The following is a 16,452-nucleotide window of genomic DNA, read 5'->3' on the forward strand; positions in this document are numbered from 1 at the left end:
ATTTGCGCATATCCGTGGGCTCAGTACACAGCAGGATCCTCGCACGGGTACCCACCGAGAACATCAGCGCTGGCTCAGCTTCAGCTCAACCCCATTGCCCAGGCTCAGCACAATGTCCCAGCCTGAGACTGAAGCCGATTTCAGGGAGCCGAGATCAATAAAGTCTGGAGCAGCACTCTGAGCTGGTTCAATACTGCTAACCGGTACTGACAGACGCTTGCGCCACTGGCTGAAGCTGGCATAGCCAAGAGCCCGCTCGGTGCAAAACTGTTTGGCGGACAGAGCGCTGGCCTGCCACTCGTCAATCAGTGCTTGCCATTGCTGTGCGGATCGCCTTGGGCGAGAAGAGCGGGTATCGATAGAGTTCATGGTTGGCCTCCGTGTTGTTGACGGTGGCCAGAATAGTTTGAGGATTGGTTTGGTGAATGACGTCCTACAATGAACGGTTACCCTTTTGTGTGGTCGCTACGTCCCCAATACTACACAAAAAGGAGCATAAAGTGTGCCGCCCCTGAACGCGGTGTTAAATGCCAAAGGAAGCCATGAGGCAACTATCAGAAAGAGAATTCGAAGCCACTTTCACTATGCCACTACAGTTCGGCAGGCACACCCTGGCAACCAGGCCCGAGCTGGTCGCCGAGTGGAAGGAGAAATCCTCGGCCATGTCGCTGGTGTCGATCAGCAATCTGGTCGACACCCTCTGCGCGCGGGATTCCCTGCGCGACAGGCTCGGCGATATCCGCCAGCCGGCGCTGGTCATCGTGGGCGAGGAAGACATTTCACTGCCTCCCCCCTGCTCCGCCAGAATGGCCGAGCGGCTGCCCAATGGATCGCTTCAGGTCATAAAGCGTGCCGGGCACTTGTCCGCGCTGGAGCAGTCAGAGGCGGTGACTGCGGCAATGCTGACTTTTATGGCGTCGCACCGACAGCGCCGGGATTGGCACTGAAAGTGCCGACTCCCGGGAAAAGTATTGTTTGACTTCCCGACCAATCCGTATACACTGCCAGGGCGCTAGAAATTAAGCACCACGAACATCCTCTCCTGTTACGAAGTTATACCCATAATCCTCGTCCGTAGTTGTAAGTCCTGCTTACTTTCCCGCCAAATCCGCCATTTTCAATGGCTTTTTAATATTGTTTTGTTATAGGACACGATTATGTCTAACACAGTCACAGGAACCGTTAAGTGGTTCGACGAATCCAAGGGCTTCGGTTTTATCGAGCAGCAGTCCGGACCGGACGTCTTCGCACACTACAGTGCCATTTCCGACACCGGCTTCAAAACGCTGATCGAGGGTCAGAAGGTCGAGTTCAGCGTAGCCAAGGGCCCCAAGGGTCTGCAGGCCGAGAATATTGTCGTTGTCTGACGACTAACGGCTGACAAGCCGGACCCCGACCGGGTCCGGCGCACACCGCTCATCGGCGAGTGTGCGCACGGTACAGAAGAGGCGAAACCGGGTGGTTTCGCCTTTTTTATTTGCGCAGTTCCGCCCCGAAACCGGAGGCCGGCCGCTTCAATCGGCTAGCCTGCGGCCAGCTCGGATCTCAGATCGGAAAAGGCGTGAAACTGGGACAAAAATACACGCCCCGTGAGATGCTCCAACAGCCCGCAGCGCTGCAGCGAGTCCATGACCGGCCCCTTGACCTCGGAAAGGTGCAGCTTCACCCCCTGCTCTGCCAGCCGCTCATTGAGCGCTTCCAGTACCTCCAGCCCACTCCAGTCGATCTCATTGATCGCGCTGCACATCAGGACCACGTGGCGTATATGCCGCCGCCCGGCCAGTTCGGCGTAGATGCGGTCTTCCAGATAGCCGGCATTGGTAAACATCAGGCTTTCGTCAATGCGGATAGTCAGGATTTCGGGGGCGGTGATCACCTTGTGCCGCCTGATATTGCGGAAGTGCTCTGTTCCGTCGACCAGCCCCACTTCCGCGATATGGGGCCTGGAAGTCCGGTACAGAATCAGAGCGATGGAGGCAGCAACACCGCAGCTAACCCCCAGTTCCACACCAAACAACAGCGTGATCACGATTGTGACGACTGCCGCGAGAAAATCGCTTTTCGAGAAGCGCCAGGTCTTCTGCAGGATGGAAAAATCCACCAGCGACAACACCGCGACGACAATCGTCGCCGCCAGCGTCGCCTTCGGCAGGTAGTAGAGAAAGGGCGTCAGGAAGAGCGAGGCCAGGGCTATGCCGGCGGCGGTGAAAACGCTCGCCATCTGGGTCTCCGCCCCCGCATCAAAATTCACCACCGAGCGGGAGAAGCCGCCGGTGACCGGGAAGGCGCCGGACAGGCCGGAACCGATATTGGCCGCACCCAGACCGATCAGCTCCCGGTTCATATCGATTTTCTGGCGCCGCTTGGCGGCCAGCGTCTTGCCCACGGAAACCGATTCCACATAGCCGATAATGGAGATCATGATCGCCGGCACCGTCAGCGTCTCGACCAGATCCCAGGAAAATCCGGGTATATGCAGTGTCGGCAGTCCCGACGGAATGGCACCCACCAGCGCCACCTGCCGGCCTTCAAAATCGAACGCCATCGCGGCGGCGATGCTAGCCAGCACCCCCACCACCGGGGCGGCCTTAACCAGCAGGCCGGCAGTATGGGCGGAAAGCGACAGGCGCTCGAATTGCCGCGCCGCCGCCGAGCGCGACCAGTACAGAAACAGTATTACCGCGATGCCGGTGGCCAGGGTATAGGGATTGGCGCTGCCTATGTTCCCCCACAGCGAAGTCAGCATACGAATCAGATTATCGCCGTCCGCGTCGATGCCGAGGATATGCTTCAGCTGGCTCAGCGCGATCAGCAGGCCGGACGCGGTGATAAATCCGGAGATCACCGGGTGGGAGAGGAAGTTGGCCAGAAACCCGAGCCGCATCACCCCCAGCAGCACCAGGAACAGCCCGGACAACAGCGCCAACAGCGCCGCGGCCAGCAGGTATTCCGCACTGCCCTGCAATGCGACTTCACTCAGGGCCGCGGCGCTCATCAGCGAGGCCACCGCGACGGGGCCCACCGACAGGGTGCGGCTGGTGCCAAAGAGCGCGTAGGCCAACAGCGGCACCATGCTCGCATAGAGGCCGACTTGTGCCGGCACCCCCGCCAGCAGTGCGTAGGCCAGCGACTGGGGGATCAGCATGATGGTGACGATCAGCGCGGCCATCAGATCGCGGCTCAGGGTGTGGGTATTGTATTGCCCCAGCCAGTCGATGGCGGGCAGATAGGCCGACAGCGAGCGCATCACTATTCTCTGTTTCACCGATGATTTGCATCGAAAGCGACGAGCGTGCCGCTGACATCGAAACCCGCCTCGCGGGCACTCTGCAACAGAGCCTTTTTGTCCGCGCCGGCGAGGCTGCGGGCGGCGGCCCAGAGGTTGCAGGAGCGGTTGCCGGTGCGGCAGAAGGCGTGCACCCTTTTGCCCGAGGCGAGCAGGTCGGCAAATTCCCGGCAGTGCTGCGGGGTCATCTGGCCGCGGGCGAAGGGAATCGCAACAAACGCCATACCGTTGTCGCGGGCGACCTTTTCCAGCTCGGCGAAGTCCGGCTGATCTTCGCACTCATCTTCCGGGCGGTTGCAGACCAGGATTTCGACTCCGGCCTCGGCCAGCCTCGCCACTGCGTCGCAAGAGAACTGCTCGGAAACGCTGACCTGATCGTCCAGATACTTGATATTCATGTATTACCTCGAACTTAATTGCCCCCCAGTAGGAGCCTGCTTGCAGGCGAACGGCCACAGTGAACTTATCCATTCGCCTGCAAGCAGGCTCCTACACAGTTGGCGTTTTCCGCTTACAGTTGGTTGATCGGCACCTTCAGATAGACGGTGCCATTGTCCTCCGCCGGTGGCATCTGGCCCGCGCGGATGTTGACCTGGATGGATGGAATAATCAGGCGCGGCATCGCCAGTGTCGCGTCGCGCTCGGTGCGCATGGCGACGAACTCGGCCTCCGTTATGCCCTCACGCAGATGGATATTGTCGCGCTTCTGGGCGCCCACGGTGGTTTCACAACGGTACTCACGCCCGCCGGCCGGCGGGTAGTCATGACACATAAACATACGCGTCTCTTCCGGCAGGGCCAGCAGCTTCCGCGCCGAGCGGTACAGGGTGGCTGCGTCGCCGCCGGGAAAGTCACAGCGGGCGCTGCCCACATCCGGCATAAAAAGCGTGTCGCCGACAAACAGCGCATCGCCGATCAACCAGGCCATGTCTGCCGGGGTGTGGCCCGGGGCGTAGATGACTCGCGCCTCCAGGTCACCGATATTGAAGGTTTCGCCGTCGCGGAACAGGTGATCGAACTGACTGCCGTCCACGAGGAATTCTTTTTCCAGGTTGAACACTTCGCGGAAGATGGCCTGTACCTGGCGGATCTGCTCGCCGATGGCGATCCGGCCGCCGAGCTGCTCGCGGATAAACGGCGCCGCGGAGAGGTGGTCGGCGTGGGCGTGGGTTTCCAGTATCCACTCCACGGTCAGTTGTTTTTCGCGCACGAAGGCCACTATCGCCTCGGCGCCGGTGGTGCCGGTGCGGCCGGAGGCGGCGTCGAAATCGAGCACCGCGTCCACCACCGCGGCGGAACCGCCCTCCCGGTCGTACACGACATAGCTCCAGGTTTCGGTATCCCGATCCAGGAAGGGCTGAACCTGAGTGAGCGGCTTGCTGGCAGACATAATTTGACCTCCGCTATTTGCTGCTGACAACAATATACTTGTCGATATTATATAAATCAATATAATATGAAAGTGTAAATCGAGACCGCGGGGAGAAACCCATGCCAGATGCCGCCGAGACCAATCTCGACAAGATGCGCGCGTCCGCCGGCGAAGCCGCGCAGATGCTGCGCTCCCTCGGTAACCAGGACCGCCTGCTGCTGCTGTGTCAGCTGAGCCAGGAGGAGCTGAATGTCGGCGAACTGGAGGAGCGCCTGGATATCCGCCAGCCCAGCCTGTCGCAGCAGCTGGGCGTGCTGCGCCGGGAGGGCCTGGTCGCGACCCGCCGCGAGGGCAAGCACGTCTACTACCGGGTCGCCGACCAGCGGGTGCTGGCAGTACTGCAAACCCTTTATCAACTCTACTGTGCGGAGTGATTCCCAACCATGACTATCGACTGGAATGCATTTACCCCCTGGTCCGCCCTCGCGGGCGGGGCATTGATCGGACTGGCAAGCGCCATGTTGTTACTGCTGAACGGCCGCATCGCCGGCATCTCGGGTATTCTCGGCGGGCTGATAGATCGCACCGCCGGCGAGACCGGCTGGCGGCTGACCTTCATCCTGGGGCTGCTGGCGGGTCCGGCGCTGTGGCTGCTGTTCTCCGCCCTGCCCCCGATCCGGATCGAGGCCGGCTATCCGCTTCTGATCGCCGCCGGCCTGCTGGTCGGGATAGGCACCCGCTACGGTTCCGGCTGCACCAGCGGCCACGGGGTCTGCGGCCTGTCGCGACTTTCACCGCGCTCGCTGGCGGCGACCACCGGCTTTATGGCCGCCGGCTTCGCCACCGTCTTCACTGTGCGCCACCTGCTGGGAGCTTAAGACCATGAAGAAAACACATTTCAGCGCCTTCATCGCCGGACTTGTGTTCGGTCTGGGCCTGCTGGTCTCCGGCTTGGCGAACCCGGACAAGGTGCTCGGCTTTCTCGATCTGGCCGGGGCCTGGGATCCGTCCCTGGCCCTGGTGATGGCAGGCGCCATCGGCGTGGGCCTGCCGGTGTTCTGGCTGGCGAAAGGCCGCGACCTGTCGGTGCTGGGAGAGCAGATCAAGCTGCCCGGCAGGCGGGATATCGACCGCCCGCTGGTGCTCGGCAGCCTGCTGTTCGGCATAGGCTGGGGCCTGGCGGGCTTCTGCCCCGGACCGGCGATAGTGGCCAGCGGCGCGGGCGAGCCGAAGGCGATCGTGTTTGCCGCCGCCATGCTGGCGGGTATGGGCATTTTCCACCTGCTGAACCGCCGCGCACCGGCCCCGGCAAATCCAGCGCACTGACCGCCCATCCCCTCTCCATTTGTACGGAGGGGGGCCCAAAGCCGTCTATCTTGTCTGGGAGTTCTCCGAATACCCGACGCAAGAAAACAGCAACGGATTAACAGGCAGGGATGCGGGCCAGCAGACTGATACCCCAGTGGTTGAAACACTACCGGCGCCAATGGCTGGCGGGGGATGCGATTGCGGCGCTGGTGGCCACCATGATGCTGGTGCCCCAGGCCCTGGCCTACGCCGCCCTCGCCGGTCTGCCACCCCATATCGGCCTCTACGCCGGGCTGTTGCCGCTGCTCGGCTACGCGCTGTTCGGCTCCAGTTCGGTGCTGTCTGTCGGCCCGGTGGCGGTGCTGGCCCTGATGACGGCCTCGGCGCTGACGCCGCTGGCCGCACCGGGCAGCCCGGAGTATATCGCCGGCGCGATACTCCTGGCGGCGCTGAGCGGCGCCTTCCTGTTCGCGATGGGCCTGCTCGGCCTCGGCACCCTGTCCAACATGCTGAGCCACCCGGTGATCAGCGGTTTTGTCTCCGGGGCCTCGACGCTGATTATCATCGGGCAGATAGGTCCGCTGTTCGGCCTCGAGAGCGACGGCGACACCGCGCTACAGCTGCTGGTGAGCACCCTGCGGGAAATCCCCGGCGCGGACAGGGCCACCGCCGGCCTGGGTCTGACGGCCACTCTGACACTGATTGCAGCGCGCCTTTGGCTGGCGCCGCTGCTGCAAAAAGCGGGCGTTGCGGAAATGCGCGCAAAGCTGCTGGCGCGGCTGGCGCCGATGCTGGTGGTGCTGGCCGCAATCGCGCTGACCACGATCTTTCACTGGGAAAAACAGATGGACGTCGTGGGCGCCATTCCACCCGGACTGCCACAGCTCAAACTGCCGGAATTCGACTGGAACATGACCTATCAGCTGCTGTTGCCGGCGCTGATCATCGCCCTGCTCGGCTTCGTCGAGAGCCTGTCCATCGCCCACGCCATTGCGCTGCGGCGCGGTGAGCGCCTGGATGCGGACGCGGAGCTGCGCGGCCTGGGCGCCGCCAACCTGCTCAGCGCCCTGTCCGGCGGATTTGCGGTTACCGGCAGCTTCGCCCGCACCGCGATCAACGACGAGGGGGGCGCTGCCTCGCCGATGAGCGGCGTGATCGCCGCGCTGCTGCTGGCGCTGGTGCTGCTGTTTGTCACCGGCCTGTTTAGCGAACTGCCGTTGTGTGTGCTGGCCGCGACCATCATCGTCGCCGCGGCGAGCCTGATCGATGTGCGCGGCTTTGTGCACAACTGGCGCTACGACCGCACCGACGGCGTGGCGATGACCGGCACCTTCCTCGGCGTGCTGCTGTTCGGCGTCGAGGCCGGCATCGGCCTCGGTATCGGGCTGTCCTTCGCCACCCTGATCTGGCGCACCAGCCGCCCCCATATCGCCGTGGTCGGCCGGGTGCCGGGCACCGAGCACTTCCGCAACGTGCTGCGCCACACGGTCAAGACACAGCCGGATATCCTGTTCCTGCGCATCGACGAAAGCCTCTTCTTCAGCAATATCAGCGCGGTGGAGGACCGACTGCTGAGCGAGCTCAAGCGCCACCCGCAGACCCGCGAACTGGTGCTGATCCTGTCTTCGGTCAGCCGTATCGACGGCACCGCGCTGGAGCGGCTGCAGCAGGTAAACCGGGATCTGCAGGAGCGCGACATCCGCCTGCACCTGTCCGAGGTCAAGGGGCCGGTCCTCGACCGCCTGGGGCGTTCGCGGCTGCTGCAGGAGCTGAGCGGGCGGGTGTTCCTGTCCTCCTACATCGCCGAGCTGGCACTGCGCCGCAACCGCCTGAGCGACGGGGAAGCCGGAGCCGGCTGAGCAGCGGGCCCTCACCGGCCGGCTCCGGGTATGTACCGCACCGCCAAACACTGGCAAAATATCCAGTATTTGAACGGCACCCGCGCATGCACCCGATCCAACTCACGGAAGAACAGCAGGCCATCGCCGAGCACCCCGGCGGCCACGCCAAAATTATCGCCGTGGCCGGCTCCGGCAAGACCACCGCGCTGCTGCACTATGTGAAGAATCGCCTGGGCGCCGGCGTGGCGGCGGAGCGGATGCTGGTATTGATGTACAACCGCAGCGCGCGGGAGGATTTCGAACGCCGCCTGCAATCCCTGCTCGACGGGCCGGCGCCGGCGGTGCACACCTTCCACAGCCTCGGCTACCGCCTCTACCAGCGCATGATCGCCAACCGCCATATCGCGCCGGCGAACCTGACACCCCTGCCCCAGTCGACGATTCAGCTGCAGATCTGGAAGGCGATAGAGCAGTGCGCCCCGCCCTACGAGCTGGAGGAGATCCGCGCGCGCAAGCAGTCGGAAATCGAGGCGGCGGAATTTTTTATCGACTACACCAAGACGATTCTCAGCGGCGATTTCAGCGCTTTCCAGGAGCTGAAGCTCGGCGACGAATATATGTATTTCCTGAAGGTATTCCGCGCCTTCGAGGACTGGCGCCGCAGCCAGAATGCGGTGACCTACGCCGACCTGATCTACGATCCGGCCATTCTGCTCAGCCTGGAGCCGGGCATGGCCGAACAGTACGGCAGCTACTACGAGGATATCCTGGTGGACGAATACCAGGATATCAACGAGGTGCAGCACTTTTTGCTGCGCGTGCTCTACGGCAAATCCGGCAACGTGATCGCCATCGGCGACCCGGACCAGACCATCTACGAGTGGCGCGGCTCCAAGCCGAATTTCCTGCTCAAGTTTTTCGACGGCGACTTCCCGCCCTCCAATATCTACCACCTGAGCCGCACCTTCCGCTACGGCCACCAGCTGGCCCTGGCCGCCAACCACTTTATCGGCAACAACCGCGAGCGCGCGGATATTTTCTGCGTGTCCGACAACGGCGAGCGCAACACGGAAGTCGAACTGGTGCAGGTGGAAAAGGAGACCCGCTGGCTGGTGGAGCACCTTCGTCGGGCGCAAAAGCAGGGGCAGCCGCTGGAGCAGATCGCGATTCTGGTACGCCTCTGGTCCCTGGCCGCGCCGATCGAACTGGCGCTGCTGGCGAACAACATTCCCTACCGCTCCGGCAGCCGCAATACGGTGCTGTCGCGGCGGGAGCTGCGCCCGCTGTTCTGGAGCCTGAATATCGCCGCCGGCCGCTTCGCCCAGCTGCCGGCGCAACGGCGCGAGCAGGGGCTCTACGAATGGCTGACCGCGCCGCATATCCGCATACCGCGCAAACTGCTCGAACCCCTCTGCGCACAGCTGGCCCTGCGCGAGCGCGACTGGGGCGCACAGCTGCCGAAGCTGATACCGGAAAGCCTGAGCAAGGCGCAGTTGAAACGCCTGCGAAGCCGCGCCGATCTGCTGACACAGGTGGAGCAGTGGCGCGGCACGGCCGGCGAGCTGCTGCGCCGCCAACTGGCGGACCTGGACTACCTCGCCGGTATCGGTGACGACAGCTTCACCCGCCAGCAGGGTGAGGAGCGCCAGCAGACGATACTCGCCTTCTGCCAGTACCTGGACAGTCTCAAGTGCCCCCCCGCGGAGGCGCTGGCGCACCTGCGGGAGCTGCAGCGCAAGCACCGCGAGGGGGAGCAGACGGCGGCGGACGCGGTGCAGATCACCACCATGCACCAGGCCAAGGGGCTGGAGTGGGATCAGGTCATCATCCCATCGCTGACCCAGCACAATATGCCCTACCAGCCACAGCGGGATTTCACTACGCCGGCGTCGATGGAGAGCGAGCGGCGCCTGATGTATGTGGCCATGACCCGCGCGCGCCACAGGCTCTACCTGCTGGCGCCGCCGGCGGCTGCGCAGGGGAAAGCCGCGGGTGCGGAGCAGCAGCCGTCGCTGTTTATCGACGAGATGCAACTGCCGCTGTGCCAATTGATCGCCGCCGCCCTGCGCGAGCGCCCGCAGAAAATTCACAGCGAGGTGCCCGTCACCCGCCAGGCACTGCACTACCTGGAGGCCTGCGGCTACAACCCGGAAATCAGCGGGCCGCGCGCGCCGGTGCGCAAACCGGCCCTGGGCGACGGCATCCGCCACCGCAAACTCGGCCACGGGCGGGTAATCAAGTGGGAGGACGAGCGAGTGGAAGTGCTGTTCAGCGACCGGCAGACGCGGCGCTTCGACTGGGACAAGCTCGCGCAGCACCTGATATAGCGGTTTTGAATCTCCCTTGCAGGAGCGGCCAGCGGCCGCTCCTGCGGGGCGAGGCTATTCCGCCGCGCTGTCCATGCCGTGCGCAAACTGCTGGCTGACATTGAAAAACAGCGCGTATTCGTCGCCGGATTCGGGATCGCGCACCTGCATCTTGTCATAGATCCCGCGCTGATCGTAGACGATCGACTGCTTCAGCACCTGCAATCCCTTGAGACGCACAAAGCCGCGCAGCTCGGAGGTGCTGATGGTGTGATAGGCGCTGTCCTGGCTGCGGCCATCGCCGCTGTTCTCGATGGACTCCATCAGCCCCTCGACCATATAGCGGTGGATATCCTCGCGCTGCAGGTTGGCACTGCGGCCGCTGCAGACGACGCCGATCATATGGGCCTCCAGGCTCATATAGTTGTTCGCCAGTACCCGGTCCACATGCTCCAGACACTCGCCGAACTCGGCCCGCTCCACCGCGCTGTAGGCCTCCGCCAGCCCCGCCAGCTTGCTCCCGCCGTAGGGATTGTACTCGGGCGATTCGACGAAGGCGCGCCTCAGCGCATCGAAATCGAGGGTAAAGGAAAGCTGCTGCGCCTCCGCCAGCAAGCGGCGGTATTCACTCTGTTCCGCCGGGCGCAGCTGGGGACCGGCCGGCTGCCCATCCTCACGTTGTGCCGTCGGCGCACTGCAGGCCGCGAGGACCGCGGACAGGCCCGCGAGAGCCAGACTGCAAAAAAAATTATGACTGCGTATTGCCATTGGCTATTTCCGTCTGCGGTTTCACTCTGATACCGAACAGGCCCTTGCGCTCCGTCTCCGCGGGCTGCGCATTCGGCTGCAAAAAGGCGCGCAGCTTGTCCCGCTCCCACATGGCGTCCTGATACCCCAGTTCGACCAGCTCGCCGATAAAAGGTTTCTCGAACAGCAGGTAGCTGGCCGCCGATGCGCCGCCGCCGGAAGTCGTGGCCCCGGTGGAGCGGAACAGCCAGCGCAGCGCCGGCGGCAGGTGGCGCACCTTGCGCCCGGCCAGGCGGTCCAGGCTCTGGGAGGGCTCGATCACCGCCGACTCCACCGGCCGCAGCGGCGCCAGGTCGGCGAGTTTTTTATCGGGCACCGAGTCCAGCAGCAGGTTGACCCTGTCCAGATGCTCCAGGTCCCCTTCCAGACTGTCGATAAAGGCCGCATTGAACAGCTGGCCGGCGATCTGCGCCATCGACGGCGAGTGCCGCGGCGGCTTGCTGCGTTTCTTGCCCCAGTGCACCGGCGAGCGGTTGTCCGAAACACCCACGACGAACACCCGGTTCGCCCCCAGGTGCAGCGCCGGGCTGATCGGCGCCAGCTGGCGCACGGCGCCGTCGCCAAAATAGTCGTCGCCGATTTTGACGGTGGAGAACAGGGTCGGAATGGCCGCGGAGGCCATCAGGTGGTCGGCGGTCAGCCGCGTGCGCAGGCCGTAGCGGCGGAAACGCCGCCACTCCGGCAGGTCTTCGGCCCCCTGAAAGAAGCTGACCGACTCCCCCTCGGTGTAGGACAGGGCGTTCACACAGACCGCGCGCAGGTGGCCGGCATCGATATTTTTCTGAATATTGTCGAAGTGGATAACCTTATCGACCAGCGCCCGCAGCGGCCTGTTGTCGAGCAGCGCCAGGGGCCTCTGCCGCCCCACCCCCTGGTTGAACAGCGAGCGGGTGATCGCGAACATATTGCCGAGCAGACTGCGCCAGCTGGTGCAGTAGATCTGATCCACCGTCAGCCGCATCCACATATCGCACAGGCGCTCCACCGCCTCTTTGAAATTGCCGGGGTGAGAGGCCAGCAGCAGCGCGTTGACCGCCCCGGCGGAGGTGCCGCAGATAATCTGGAATGGGTGCGGGTTGCTGTCCGGGGCCAGTTCCGCCAGCGCCTTCAGCACTCCGGCCTGATAGGCCGCGCGGGCGCCACCGCCGGACAGGACCAGAGCGCTGGCCTGATAGGTGAGCTTTGGTATTTCGTTATTTTCGGACAATTTGTTCTACCAATAGCGAGAAAACGCAGACAACAGTACTAGGGAACCTCTGATTAAGTCCGCAATGTCTCTGCGGGGCTTGCAGAGCGATTCACACTCTGCGTTGCGGCTTCTTTAACGGTCTAGACATTCCTGCGAAGCCGCGCCTTGATTGTGAACCGCTCTGAAAGCCAGAGGTATCGCGGACTTATTCAGAGGTTCCCTAGAAGCTGTTTCATAACTACTGCGCGGGCGCCTGGCGGCGTCCGGCGGTGCTCGGCATCCTCATGTACTACTTGTACACTGCGGTGCCTCCGCTCCGGCGGCCACCACCAGCCACCCGCTCGCTACGTTATGAAACAGCTTCTAGCAATTGGACGGTCGAAAAACCGTGTCCCGCCGGATTCGCCGCCGATGGGTATTTAGCATAGCAGGCGCGTTTCGGCAGAATGCTGACCAGGTTCGGCTTTTGGTCAGTTTCCTGCGCGATTCACAGCGCCATATCCACGACATAGCGCCCGATTCCGTGGCCGCGGTGCAGGCGGGCCAGGAATTCCGGCGCCTGCTCCAGGGAAATATCCTCGGCGATACGGCCCAGCTGTTCCCCGATATACCATTCTCCGGCCAGTTTGCGCCAGACTGCGGCCTTCTTCTCCAGCGGCAGCTCGACACTGTCCACGCCCAGTAGGCTGATACCGCGCAGGATAAAAGGAAATACATTGGCCTGGAACTGGGCGCCGGAGGCCATACCACAGGCGGCGACACCGCCGCCGTAGGCCAGCGACTTGATCACATTGAACAGCGTCTCGCCGCCGACCGTATCCACGGCCCAGGCCCACAGCGGCTTGGCCATCGCCTTGCTGGCGAAAGGCGCCAGGGTTTCCCGGTCGATGACCTTCCAGGCCCCGAGCCCGGTCAGGAAATCCGCCGACTCCAGCTTGCCGGTCACCGCCGCCACGCGGAATCCCAGCTTGGCCAGCAGTGCCACCGCGATGGAACCCACACCGCCGGTGGCGCCGGTCACCAGCACTTCGCCGTCCCCGGGCGCGGCGCCGGCCTCCAGAAGCTTCTCCACACAGAGGCCGGCGGTCAGGCCGGCGGTGCCGAGGATCATGGATTCCCGCGCGCTCAGCCCCTGTGGCAGCGGCAGCGCCCAGCCGGCGGGAATCCGGATGCGCTCGGCGAGACCGCCGGGGGTGTTCATGCCCAGGTCGTAGCCGGTGACGAGCAGCTCGTCGCCGGGCGCAAAAGTGCCGCTCTTGTCCTCCAGCGCCACACCCACCGCATCTATGCCCGGCGTGTGGGGGTATTCGCGGGTGATGGCGCGGTTGCCGAAGGCGGACAGCGCATCCTTGTAGTTCAGGGAGGAGTGGGAAACTGCGATCAGCAGCGGATTGTCCGGCAGATCTTCCAGCCGCCGCCGCACCAGCTGCTGATCGTATTTGCCGGCGGCCACCTCCTCCACCCGTATAGCGCGAAAAGTTTCATCCATGCAAGCGTGTCCCGTTCCCGGCGGCTCTCGACAAGCAACCGCCACTGATCACTGAATTCACTGCGCCTGGTGACGCCAGGCCGCCAGGCGGGAGAAGAGGCGCATCAGCGCGGACTCGACACCGGCCTGGGCCGCCAGCCCCATCTTGCTGGCAATGTTCTTCCTCTCCTTGTACTCCACCCGATACAGATCCGCCTCCTGTGCACAGGCCGTCAGATATTCGTCCGAGGTCTTCAACTCGTCCACCAGCCCCAAATCCAGCGCGCGCTGGCCGAACCAGACCTCGCCGGTGGCCACCTTGGCGACATCCAGCGCGGGGCGGTACTCGGCGATAAAATGCTGGAACAGCGCGTGGATCTCGTCCAAATCGCTCTGGAACTTCTCGCGGCCCTCGGGGGTGTTCTCACCGAACATGGTCACGGTGCGCTTGTACTCGCCGGCGGTAAACAGTTCGAAGTCCACATCGTGGCGCTTCAGCAGGCGGTTGAAATTGGGCAGCTGCGCCAGCACACCGATGGAGCCGACCATTGCGAAGGGCGCGGCGAGAATGCGGTCGGCGACACAGGCCATCATGTAGCCGCCACTGGCGGCCACCTTGTCCACAGCGATGGTCAACTGAATGCCGGCGCCGCGCACGCGCGCCAGCTGGCTCGCAGCCAGGCCGTAGTTGGCCACCATACCGCCCGGACTCTCGAGGCAGACGACCACTTCATCTCCGGGTTCCGCCACCTGCAGAATCGCGGTGATTTCCTCCCGCAGCTGAGACAGCGCGCTGGCCTTGATATCGCCGTCGAAGTGCGTCACGAAGATGCGCTTGCGCTCGCCCGCGGGCTTTTCGGTAACGAGCGCCGGCGCAGTGCGTTCGCCCGCCTCCGCGTCGGCCTCGCCCTGCTCGGGCACCGGAATCTCGGTACTTTCAAGCCCCTGGTGCTGAACCTTTTCCCGGGGCTTCTTTTTCTGCTCCACCTTGTGTTTTTTTAATCGTGCCTTTTCCTGCGCTTTCTTTTCCTTCGCCATCTGTTTCTTGCGCAGGGAAAATTCGTGCTTGTCCATCACCGCTTCGAGCAGCGTTTCCTTGAAATGCTCGTAGCGGTCGTTGAGGTGGGTAACGCTGATATGCCCCTGAACGCGCTCTTTCAGCTGCTCCCGGTTGGCGACGACAAAGCCGACAACAACCAGCAGGGCCACAACGATGGTCACTACCTTGGCCAGAAACAGGCCGTATTCACTGAGAAATTCCACTAACACTCCAGATTGCTACCTTGTGTACTATGTTTCCAACCCGTCATTGCCACTCATTCAGTGCCGAACTCGCCTGGCGGTTCAGCGGCCGCGCCATCAGGCCGCTGTGGGTAATGCGCACTTCGTAGACAGCGCCGTCTTCCATCGGCAGGAAAGTCGCGCTGCCGTATACTGCGTCCACCAGTGGCAGTTTCTCGTCGATCGCGCGCAGGGACTGCCAGACATCCACGCCGTAATTGCTGCCCGCCAGTTGGTGCACCGAGCGCTGCTTGCTGCGCTCGTCCTGCAGCGTCAGGTAACGGCCGCTGAGGCGGTCGAGGCGGTAGGCCGGCTGAATGCCCCAACGCGCGAGCGGACCTTTCCACTTCAGCATCCGCGCATCCAGTTGCCACTGGTCGCCGTGCAACTCGAAATTCTGGGCCAGCCCGTCCGCATCGGAAAACTTCGCCTCGAAGTGTTGCTCGCCGATCTTCCTGAAGGCCACGGTGCCGACGCTGTGCTCCTCGGCCAGATTGCGGTAGCTGTAGACATCCGCGGCGACCAGGACGATCAGGAGCGCGGCACCAAGCAGCAACAAGCCCAGAGTGCCGCGGACAAAGCCCAGCACCCAACTGCCGTTGAGCAGCACCCTGCCCCCCCAGAACACCAGCAGCAGCGCCAGCAGCGCGATTAGAAAAGTGATGGCGATATACATGTTGTAATCGAGCTCCTCGATGTTGTCCCAGCCGTGAAACGGCGCAGCTCAACAGCCCGCTAGTTTCCCCCAGCCAATTCCGCGAAAGTGCGTATCAACTGCCCGGACAGCGTCTGCGGCGGCGGCAGCTCCGGCAGTGCGCTGTAGTGAAACCAGTGCGCCTCGGTGATCTCCTCCCGGTCGAGGTTCAGATCCCCGCCCGCCCACTCCGCCAGGTAGCCGAGCATCAACTGGCCGGGAAAGGGCCAGGACTGGCTGCCGATATAGCGGAGCGCGCCGACATCCAGCCCCACCTCCTCGCGCACTTCGCGCACCAGCGCCTGCTCCGCATTCTCACCCGGCTCGATAAAACCGGCCAGCGCGGTGTATTTCGAGTAGCGATTGCCGGTGTGGCGAGCCAGCAGGCACTCCTCGCCGCGGGTCACCAGCATGATGACACAGGGGGAAATGCGTGGATATACCGCCAGCTGGCAGGAGGGGCAGACCCTGGCGCGGTCGCGCGGGTGGCATTCGGTCGCGCCGCCACAGCGGCCGCAGAAGCGGTGTTCACTGTCCCAATTGACGATCTGCACGGCGCGCCCGGCCAGCGCAAACAGCGCTTCATCGACACAGGTCAACAGGCTGCGCAGCGTACGCCACTCGCAACCGCGCACCTCGACCTGCCGTGAAATCAGGTGTACACCGCAGGGGCGGCCGCCGAGCTCGCCCAGATAGTGGCTGCCGTTGACCAGCTCAGCGGCTACTTCAAAACCATCATGCAGAAACAGGTCGCCGCGGCACAGCAGGCGTCCGTCGGCGACGAGGATGTGCCGCGCAAACTCAGGCAGGGGCCACATACGGGCAGCGGGCTCGAAGATTTCGCTCAAGGCGGACTCCCTATCGTCGTTCGGGGCTGGCGAAACATCCGCGCAAGGCCGC

Annotated in this window: 17 protein-coding genes and 1 other RNA gene; 8 read left to right on the plus strand and 10 right to left on the minus strand. The window is 63.5% G+C overall.

Annotated features, from left to right (window positions below; translation table 11 throughout):
• Positions 1–63: 63 nt before the first annotated feature.
• Complete coding sequence (tnpA, locus tag ACXAF3_RS06960; RefSeq protein WP_475111572.1) at positions 64–369, minus strand: IS66 family insertion sequence element accessory protein TnpA; 306 nt, start codon at positions 367–369, stop codon at positions 64–66.
• A 215-nt stretch (positions 370–584) separates the two neighbouring features.
• On the opposite strand from tnpA, the gene ACXAF3_RS06965 reads away from it, so the two are divergent.
• Together ACXAF3_RS06965 and ACXAF3_RS06970 are read left to right on the plus strand one after the other, a co-directional pair.
• Positions 585–947, plus strand: coding sequence for an alpha/beta fold hydrolase (locus ACXAF3_RS06965; protein WP_475111573.1), 363 nt, complete (start codon positions 585–587; stop codon positions 945–947).
• 210 nt (positions 948–1,157) lie between these two features.
• Positions 1,158–1,367, plus strand: a complete 210-nt coding sequence (locus ACXAF3_RS06970; RefSeq protein ID WP_475111574.1) for a cold-shock protein — start codon at positions 1,158–1,160, stop codon at positions 1,365–1,367.
• 155 nt (positions 1,368–1,522) lie between these two features.
• On the opposite strand, the gene ACXAF3_RS06975 is transcribed toward ACXAF3_RS06970, so the two are convergent.
• The 3 genes from ACXAF3_RS06975 to ACXAF3_RS06985 all read right to left on the minus strand — a co-directional run bounded on the left by ACXAF3_RS06975 (position 1,523) and on the right by ACXAF3_RS06985 (position 4,676).
• Positions 1,523–3,265, minus strand: coding sequence for a SulP family inorganic anion transporter (locus ACXAF3_RS06975; RefSeq protein ID WP_475111575.1), 1,743 nt, complete (start codon positions 3,263–3,265; stop codon positions 1,523–1,525).
• A complete protein-coding gene (locus tag ACXAF3_RS06980) occupies positions 3,262–3,684 on the minus strand; it encodes a protein tyrosine phosphatase family protein (RefSeq protein WP_475111576.1) in 423 nt (140 codons plus the stop codon). The genes ACXAF3_RS06975 and ACXAF3_RS06980 overlap by 4 nt, the downstream gene beginning before the upstream one ends.
• A 113-nt stretch (positions 3,685–3,797) precedes the next feature.
• A complete protein-coding gene (locus tag ACXAF3_RS06985; RefSeq protein WP_475111577.1) occupies positions 3,798–4,676 on the minus strand; it encodes an MBL fold metallo-hydrolase in 879 nt (292 codons plus the stop codon).
• Between the two features lie 101 nt (positions 4,677–4,777).
• Between ACXAF3_RS06985 and ACXAF3_RS06990 the strand changes: the two genes are divergently transcribed.
• The 5 genes from ACXAF3_RS06990 to ACXAF3_RS07010 all read left to right on the plus strand — a co-directional run bounded on the left by ACXAF3_RS06990 (position 4,778) and on the right by ACXAF3_RS07010 (position 10,134).
• On the plus strand, positions 4,778–5,092 hold the full coding sequence (locus tag ACXAF3_RS06990; RefSeq protein ID WP_475111578.1) for an ArsR/SmtB family transcription factor: 315 nt from the start codon (positions 4,778–4,780) through the stop codon (positions 5,090–5,092).
• A gap of 9 nt (positions 5,093–5,101) precedes the next feature.
• On the plus strand, positions 5,102–5,536 hold the full coding sequence (locus ACXAF3_RS06995) for a YeeE/YedE family protein (protein ID WP_475111579.1): 435 nt from the start codon (positions 5,102–5,104) through the stop codon (positions 5,534–5,536).
• A 4-nt stretch (positions 5,537–5,540) separates the two neighbouring features.
• A complete protein-coding gene (locus ACXAF3_RS07000) occupies positions 5,541–5,984 on the plus strand; it encodes a DUF6691 family protein (RefSeq protein WP_475111580.1) in 444 nt (147 codons plus the stop codon).
• Between the two features lie 110 nt (positions 5,985–6,094).
• Positions 6,095–7,825 carry a SulP family inorganic anion transporter gene (locus tag ACXAF3_RS07005; RefSeq protein ID WP_475111581.1) on the plus strand — a complete coding sequence of 577 codons (1,731 nt, stop codon included), beginning with the start codon at positions 6,095–6,097 and terminating at the stop codon, positions 7,823–7,825.
• Positions 7,826–7,911: 86 nt separating this feature from the next.
• Positions 7,912–10,134: an ATP-dependent helicase gene (locus tag ACXAF3_RS07010; protein WP_475111582.1), complete on the plus strand. Its 2,223-nt coding sequence runs from the start codon at positions 7,912–7,914 to the stop codon at positions 10,132–10,134.
• 54 nt (positions 10,135–10,188) lie between these two features.
• Here ACXAF3_RS07010 and ACXAF3_RS07015 read toward each other — a convergent pair whose 3' ends face one another.
• Entirely contained in the window at positions 10,189–10,881 is a 693-nt protein-coding gene (locus tag ACXAF3_RS07015; RefSeq protein ID WP_475111583.1) for a DUF4919 domain-containing protein, read from the minus strand.
• Complete coding sequence (locus tag ACXAF3_RS07020) at positions 10,862–12,127, minus strand: patatin-like phospholipase family protein (RefSeq protein WP_475111584.1); 1,266 nt, start codon at positions 12,125–12,127, stop codon at positions 10,862–10,864. The genes ACXAF3_RS07015 and ACXAF3_RS07020 overlap by 20 nt, the downstream gene beginning before the upstream one ends.
• Positions 12,128–12,393: 266 nt before the next feature.
• Between ACXAF3_RS07020 and ACXAF3_RS07025 the strand changes: the two genes are divergently transcribed.
• Positions 12,394–12,471, plus strand: a non-coding RNA gene (locus ACXAF3_RS07025) — sX9 sRNA.
• 125 nt (positions 12,472–12,596) lie between these two features.
• Here the strand turns inward: ACXAF3_RS07025 and ACXAF3_RS07030 are convergent.
• Genes ACXAF3_RS07030 through nudC form a run of 4 tightly spaced genes read right to left on the minus strand, consistent with a single transcriptional unit; the run spans position 12,597 to position 16,400 of the window.
• Positions 12,597–13,598 carry a YhdH/YhfP family quinone oxidoreductase gene (locus tag ACXAF3_RS07030; RefSeq protein ID WP_475111585.1) on the minus strand — a complete coding sequence of 334 codons (1,002 nt, stop codon included), beginning with the start codon at positions 13,596–13,598 and terminating at the stop codon, positions 12,597–12,599.
• 57 nt (positions 13,599–13,655) lie between these two features.
• Positions 13,656–14,840: a protease SohB gene (gene sohB / locus ACXAF3_RS07035; RefSeq protein ID WP_475111586.1), complete on the minus strand. Its 1,185-nt coding sequence runs from the start codon at positions 14,838–14,840 to the stop codon at positions 13,656–13,658.
• Positions 14,841–14,883: 43 nt separating this feature from the next.
• A complete protein-coding gene (locus ACXAF3_RS07040) occupies positions 14,884–15,534 on the minus strand; it encodes a cation/multidrug efflux pump (RefSeq protein ID WP_475111587.1) in 651 nt (216 codons plus the stop codon).
• 59 nt (positions 15,535–15,593) lie between these two features.
• The gene (gene nudC, locus ACXAF3_RS07045; RefSeq protein WP_475111588.1) at positions 15,594–16,400 is read right to left on the minus strand and encodes an NAD(+) diphosphatase; all 807 of its coding nucleotides are present in this window, start codon (positions 16,398–16,400) and stop codon (positions 15,594–15,596) included.
• Positions 16,401–16,452 lie beyond the last annotated feature (52 nt).

This window comes from Microbulbifer sp. ABF4_143 (assembly GCF_056160225.1).

What these genes read in the sequence shown, in the direction of transcription:
- tnpA (WP_475111572.1), bottom strand. Translation starts at nt 369, where the DNA reads ATGAACTCTATCGATACCCGCTCTTCTCGCCCAAGGCGATCCGCACAG.
- ACXAF3_RS06965 (WP_475111573.1), top strand. Translation starts at nt 585, where the DNA reads ATGCCACTACAGTTCGGCAGGCACACCCTGGCAACCAGGCCCGAGCTG.
- ACXAF3_RS06970 (WP_475111574.1), top strand. Translation starts at nt 1,158, where the DNA reads ATGTCTAACACAGTCACAGGAACCGTTAAGTGGTTCGACGAATCCAAG.
- ACXAF3_RS06980 (WP_475111576.1), bottom strand. Translation starts at nt 3,684, where the DNA reads ATGAATATCAAGTATCTGGACGATCAGGTCAGCGTTTCCGAGCAGTTC.
- ACXAF3_RS06985 (WP_475111577.1), bottom strand. Translation starts at nt 4,676, where the DNA reads ATGTCTGCCAGCAAGCCGCTCACTCAGGTTCAGCCCTTCCTGGATCGG.
- ACXAF3_RS06990 (WP_475111578.1), top strand. Translation starts at nt 4,778, where the DNA reads ATGCCAGATGCCGCCGAGACCAATCTCGACAAGATGCGCGCGTCCGCC.
- ACXAF3_RS06995 (WP_475111579.1), top strand. Translation starts at nt 5,102, where the DNA reads ATGACTATCGACTGGAATGCATTTACCCCCTGGTCCGCCCTCGCGGGC.
- ACXAF3_RS07000 (WP_475111580.1), top strand. Translation starts at nt 5,541, where the DNA reads ATGAAGAAAACACATTTCAGCGCCTTCATCGCCGGACTTGTGTTCGGT.
- ACXAF3_RS07005 (WP_475111581.1), top strand. Translation starts at nt 6,095, where the DNA reads ATGCGGGCCAGCAGACTGATACCCCAGTGGTTGAAACACTACCGGCGC.
- ACXAF3_RS07010 (WP_475111582.1), top strand. Translation starts at nt 7,912, where the DNA reads ATGCACCCGATCCAACTCACGGAAGAACAGCAGGCCATCGCCGAGCAC.
- ACXAF3_RS07015 (WP_475111583.1), bottom strand. Translation starts at nt 10,881, where the DNA reads ATGGCAATACGCAGTCATAATTTTTTTTGCAGTCTGGCTCTCGCGGGC.
- ACXAF3_RS07030 (WP_475111585.1), bottom strand. Translation starts at nt 13,598, where the DNA reads ATGGATGAAACTTTTCGCGCTATACGGGTGGAGGAGGTGGCCGCCGGC.
- ACXAF3_RS07040 (WP_475111587.1), bottom strand. Translation starts at nt 15,534, where the DNA reads ATGTATATCGCCATCACTTTTCTAATCGCGCTGCTGGCGCTGCTGCTG.